Origin of the sequence: Streptococcus sp. DD04 (assembly GCF_001578725.1) — a bacterium.
In the GTDB taxonomy this organism is placed as follows: domain Bacteria; phylum Bacillota; class Bacilli; order Lactobacillales; family Streptococcaceae; genus Streptococcus; species Streptococcus sinensis.
This window is the reverse complement of record NZ_KQ968977.1, coordinates 281,925-287,301: the sequence shown is the minus strand read 5'-3', so window position 1 is coordinate 287,301 and position 5,377 is coordinate 281,925. Positions and strand designations below refer to the sequence as shown.

The window sequence follows — 5,377 nt, the reverse complement described above, 5'->3', positions numbered from 1 at the left end:
GGGTCAGTGATTTTCCAAGAGTATGACATAGCATCCCGACTGTGCAATTATCCTAGCACAGTCCTTTTAAATGGATAAGGAAATATGCCAAAAAGAAAGAAAATCCTAAGAAAAAGTAATAAATCTGTGCAGACTGTGGCAGGGCTTCTGGTTGCACTGAGCTTGTCGCTGGGAGCCTACTTTTTTGGAAATGGCAATCAAACACCAGCGCTAAACACACCTGCAGTCGTCAGCCAAAATAAGGAGACTAGCACACCTGACCAAGCTCTGTCAGAAAGTGTTCTCACAGACTCAGTGCGCTCTCAACTTGGAGGAAAAATCGAGTGGAATGGGGCAGGGGCTTTCGTCATCAATGGAAATCAAACAAACTTGAATGCCAAAGTTTCTAGTTTGCCTTATGCGGATAATAAAACGAAGGTCGTTCAGGGGCAGACTGTTCCCACAGTTGCCAATGCCTTGCTTGCCAAATCGACACGCCAATATAAATCACGGGAAGAAACGGGAAATGGCTCTACTTCTTGGGTTCCTGCTGGTTGGCACCAAGTCAAACATCTATCGGGTGATTATCATCATGCGGTGGATCGCGGGCATCTCTTGGCTTACTCTTTGGTCGGTGGTTTAAAGGGCTTTGATGCTTCCACTAGCAATCCAGCCAATATCGCAGTCCAAACAGCCTGGGCCAATCAGGCTAATAAAGACAACTCGACGGGCCAGAATTATTATGAAAGCCAGATTCGTCGCGCCTTGGATCAGAATAAGCGGGTGCGTTATCGTGTCACTTTGATCTATGCTTCGGGAAATGATCTTGTGCCAGTCGGCTCGCATTTAGAGGCTAAGTCCAGTGATGGAAGTTTGGAATTCAATGTCTTCGTTCCCAATGTGCAAAAAGGGATTCAGCTAGACTATAGCAGCGGTCGGGTCAGTCTGACTACAGGTTCTTAAAATTTAATTAGAATGAAAAGGAATGGTTGCAGATTTGTAGTCATTTTCTTTTATAGTTATAGAAAAGAGAGCTTTTTAGTTTTGTTTAAGACAGTATTGATAGAATCTATCTTCTCTTACAATCCGAGAAGTGGAGGTTGCTATGAGATTTATTTTTAATTGTATTTGTTTCTTATTTCGTTTTATTTGGCGGCTGGTCTGGGGCTTGATTTGGTCCGCGGTTCTTAGTTTCGTAGTAATCGTTGGTGTTTTTTATTTTACGACTTCGACAGATAGTGGGCCAGCTGGTTTGTCCCAAGCAGTTCAGGCTGCGGTAGTGCGAGTGGAGCAACTTTTCAATGGCCAAGGGTTTACAACAGGATTTGGCAGCTACAGTCAGAAAACCGACCAAATGACAGATGAGCATATCGCTACAGGCAGTCGTTGGGAGCAGGCGAGCGCCAGCATTTACATTGATACACAAAATGAAACCTTTCGGTCTGCTTATCAAGAAGCTATTGATTCTTGGAATCAGACAGGGGCCTTTACCTTTACCCTCACTGAAGATAAGGATTCGGCAGATATTATTGCAACTGAAATGAACGATGGAAATGTGCCAGCGGCTGGTGAAGCAGAGTCTCAGACCAATTTGCTCACTCAGCGCTTTACCAAAGTAACCGTCCGTTTGAATGCTTACTACTTACTCAATGACCGCTATGGCTATTCACACGAACGTATCGTAAATACAGCAGCGCACGAATTGGGTCATGCTATCGGATTAAATCATAACGAGGAGGATTCTGTGATGCAGTCGGCTGGTTCTTTTTACAGTATCCAGCCAGTAGATGTTCAAGCTGTAAGAGAACTGTATCAATCGTAGTATCATGTTAAAAACTATTTTCTATTTTATTAGACGCTTTCCGGAGCAAGTCTCCCTTTTTATCTTTAATTCAGGAGTTTCTGCTTTGCTTTGGAAAAGCGGGACAGAGATTGCCAATCAAATCGGTCTGACCGATATTTGGCAAAATCATATTCCAGTGCCACTTCAGGCATTTTTCGGCGAAAGCAGTCAAGCTGTTCAAGGTTTCTTTAACACTTCAGCCTTTATATGGCTGGTCGGTTCGATGATGATTCTTGTGGCAATCCGCTTTGTCAAAGGACTGATTAAGTTGCTTCTCTTTGTTTTGCTCATTTTACTAGGTATCTACCTAGTGGTGCAGCATCAGGGGATTTTAAGTAGTTTTATCTAAAGTAGGCATCAGTTTATTAGCTACCAGAGCAAGAAGAGCGAGCATGCTTGCTCATTTTTTATGTGAAACTCAATGTTTTTTGTTTAAAACAAACAAAAAGTGTGGAAAATGAAAAAGAAAAGAGTTATAATGAAGAAAACGGGAGATGGAGGAGTCGAAAATGAATAAGATTGAACGATTAGACGAATTGGTTAAGCTGGTAGATAGACTTGGAACGATTACAGTTGCTCAAATTGTGGAAAGCTTGAAAGTCTCTGACATGACTGTTCGACGTGATTTGACAGAGCTAGAAAATCAAGGGAAATTGACTCGTATTTTTGGTGGAGCTAAAAGTAATAAAGCCCAACAATATCACGAAATTCCTCACGAAGAGAAACTCTTCAAGAATATTGAAGCTAAGCGAGCCGTTGCTAAAAAGGCTGTGCAGCTGATTGAGGATGGGGACACCATTTTCCTTGGTCCAGGGACTTCTGTAGAAGTGCTGTCCGAGCAAATAAGCAATCAAAATCTGCGCGTGATTACCAACTGCCTGCCTATCTTTAATGACCTGCTCAAGAAAAAGTCAGATACCTTTAAAGTTTTTCTTCTTGGAGGGGAAATGCGGGAGACTAGTCAAGCCTTTGTAGGAGAGATGACCAACGCTATCATGGAGCGCATGTATTTTACTAAGATGTTCTTCAGCTGTAACGGCATTAAAGGTGGACAAATCATGATCTCTTCCTTTGAAGAGGCCTACACCCAAAAGCTGGCCTTAGAGCGCTCGACGGAGACATATTTGTTGATTGATTCTTCTAAGATTGATAAGGAAGATTTCACTTCCATCTGTCCTCTATCTGAAATTACAGCAGTTATCATTGATCAAACTTCCGATACAGTTCATGAGGAATTAGAAGTGCATACTAAAGTTATCTCATAAGGAATAGACAAAAATGCTCTGGATAAGAGCTTTTTGTTTATCTATAACATTATTTAAAAATATTTGATTAAAATAAACAAAAAAGTGTTGACAATAAACTTAAAAAGGAGTATACTATGATTATGAAAAACAGATAGTGATTTAGATAAACACAAATCTGTTAAAAATAATCAAAAGGAGAATGCTCATGGCAATTATTATTGGAGCAGATGCTGCTGGAAGCAAGCTGAAAGATGTGGTCAAGGATTTTCTCGTCGGAGAAAACTTTGAAGTGGTGGATGTGACGAAAGAAGGTCAGGATTTTGTTGATGTGACCCTTGCAGTTGCAGCTGAGGTGAATAAGCAAGAGGAAAATCTTGGTATTGTTATCGATGCTTATGGGGCTGGCCCATTCATGGTAGCGACCAAAATCAAGGGCATGGTTGCGGCGGAAGTTTCAGATGAACGCTCTGCCTACATGACTCGCGGCCATAACAACTCTCGCATGATTACAATGGGAGCTGAAATCGTTGGCGAAGGGATAGCTAAGAATATTGCCAAAGGCTTTGTCAATGGGAAATATGACGGCGGCCGTCACCAAATCCGGGTTGACATGCTCAACAAGATGTGCTAAGAAAAGGAGAAATCAAATGAAAATTGCAATTGGATGTGACCATATCGTTACCAATGAAAAAATGGCGGTCGTAGATTTCTTGAAGTCAAAAGGCTATGAAGTACAGGACTACGGAACATATGACCATGTGCGGACCCACTACCCTATCTATGGAAAAAAAGTAGGAGAAGCTGTGACAAGTGGCAAGGCGGATCTGGGAATCTGTATTTGCGGTACTGGTGTCGGGATTAACAATGCGGTTAATAAAGTTCCTGGCATCCGCTCAGCTCTGGTGCGCGATATGACCTCGGCTCTCTATGCTAAGGAAGAGCTCAACGCCAACGTTATCGGCTTTGGCGGAAAAATTACTGGTGAGCTCCTCATGTGTGACATCATCGAAGCTTTCATTCATGCGGAGTACAAGCCAACCGAAGAAAACAAAAAGCTGATTGCCAAGATTGAGCACGTTGAAAGTCACAATGCTCATCAGGCAGATGATAATTTCTTTACAGAATTTCTTGAAAAATGGGATCGTGGAGAATACCACGACTAGTGAGGTAACCAGATGATTCTTACAGTGACCATGAATCCTTCTATCGATATTTCCTATCCATTAGAAGAATTGAAAATAGATACTGTTAATCGTGTTTCAGAAGTCAGTAAGACAGCAGGCGGAAAGGGCCTCAATGTGACCAGAGTTTTGGCAGAAATTGGAGACCATGTCGCTGCGACGGGGCTTATCGGCGGAACTAATGGAGAGTTTTTATTACAAAATCTCCACGCAAATGTTCAACCTTCCTTTTACAATATTTCAGGAGATACGAGAAACTGTATTGCCATTCTGCATGAGGGCAAGCAAACGGAAATCCTAGAAGCCGGTCCGACCATTACAGCGGATGAGGCAAGGGATTTCCAAGAGCACTTCCGGTCTTTGATGGCCGAGGCGGATGTTGTCAGTATCTCGGGCAGTTTGCCAGCGGGTCTACCGACAGAATACTATATCCAGCTGATTGGAATGGCTAATCAAGCTGGCAATAAGGTAGTGCTGGATTGCTCTGGAGCAGCTCTGGAAGCTATGCTCAAATCAGATGTCAAACCAACTGCCATCAAACCTAATAATGAGGAACTTTCTCAGTTATTAGGTCGCGAGGTTTCAAAAGATTTGGATGAGTTAAAAGCTGTCCTTTCAGAACCGCTCTTTGAGGGAATCGAGTGGATTATCGTATCACTCGGTGCAGATGGAGCTTTTGCTAAGCACGGGGATACTTTCTATAAAGTAGATATTCCTAAAATCCAAGTGGTCAATCCAGTTGGCTCTGGTGACTCAACTGTTGCAGGGATTTCTTCAGCCTTAAGCCATCAAGAAGATGCTGTCTCCCTGCTCAAAAAAGCTAATGTTCTCGGCATGCTCAATGCCCAAGAAAAAATGACCGGTCATGTCAACGTTGAAAACTATGACGGCCTATACAATCAAATCACAGTAAAAGAGGTATAAAGAATGGTATTAACAGAACAAAAACGCAAGTACATGGAAAAACTTTCTGACGAGAATGGCATTATCTCTGCCTTGGCTTTTGATCAACGCGGTGCTTTGAAACGCCTCATGGCTCAATACCAAGAAGCAGAACCAACTGTAGAACAAATGGAAGAACTGAAAGTTTTGGTCGCAGAAGAGCTGACCCCTTATGCTTCTTCTAT

General features: G+C 42.4%; 7 protein-coding genes and 1 pseudogene. All 8 read left to right on the top strand.

What is annotated here, in order from left to right; genetic code table 11:
* Nucleotides 1-84: 84 nt before the first annotated feature.
* Entirely contained in the window at nt 85-942 is an 858-nt protein-coding gene (locus STRDD04_RS04130) for a DNA/RNA non-specific endonuclease (RefSeq protein ID WP_062199590.1), read from the top strand.
* Nucleotides 943-1,084: 142 nt separating this feature from the next.
* Nucleotides 1,085-1,801 carry a matrixin family metalloprotease gene (locus STRDD04_RS04125; RefSeq protein WP_062199588.1) on the top strand — a complete coding sequence of 239 codons (717 nt, stop codon included), beginning with the start codon at nt 1,085-1,087 and terminating at the stop codon, nt 1,799-1,801.
* Nucleotides 1,802-1,805: 4 nt separating this feature from the next.
* On the top strand, nt 1,806-2,171 hold the full coding sequence (locus STRDD04_RS04120) for a hypothetical protein (protein ID WP_062199586.1): 366 nt from the start codon (nt 1,806-1,808) through the stop codon (nt 2,169-2,171).
* 160 nt (nt 2,172-2,331) lie between these two features.
* On the top strand, nt 2,332-3,087 hold the full coding sequence (locus STRDD04_RS04115) for a DeoR/GlpR family DNA-binding transcription regulator (protein ID WP_062199584.1): 756 nt from the start codon (nt 2,332-2,334) through the stop codon (nt 3,085-3,087).
* Between the two features lie 187 nt (nt 3,088-3,274).
* Nucleotides 3,275-3,700, top strand: a complete 426-nt coding sequence (gene lacA, locus STRDD04_RS04110) for a galactose-6-phosphate isomerase subunit LacA (protein WP_062199582.1) — start codon at nt 3,275-3,277, stop codon at nt 3,698-3,700.
* A 16-nt stretch (nt 3,701-3,716) separates the two neighbouring features.
* The gene (lacB, locus tag STRDD04_RS04105) at nt 3,717-4,232 is read left to right on the top strand and encodes a galactose-6-phosphate isomerase subunit LacB (protein WP_062199580.1); all 516 of its coding nucleotides are present in this window, start codon (nt 3,717-3,719) and stop codon (nt 4,230-4,232) included.
* A gap of 12 nt (nt 4,233-4,244) precedes the next feature.
* Entirely contained in the window at nt 4,245-5,174 is a 930-nt protein-coding gene (locus STRDD04_RS04100) for a tagatose-6-phosphate kinase (protein ID WP_062199578.1), read from the top strand.
* Nucleotides 5,175-5,177: 3 nt separating this feature from the next.
* A pseudogene (locus STRDD04_RS11415) lies at nt 5,178-5,377 on the top strand (tagatose-bisphosphate aldolase); the annotation flags it as partial.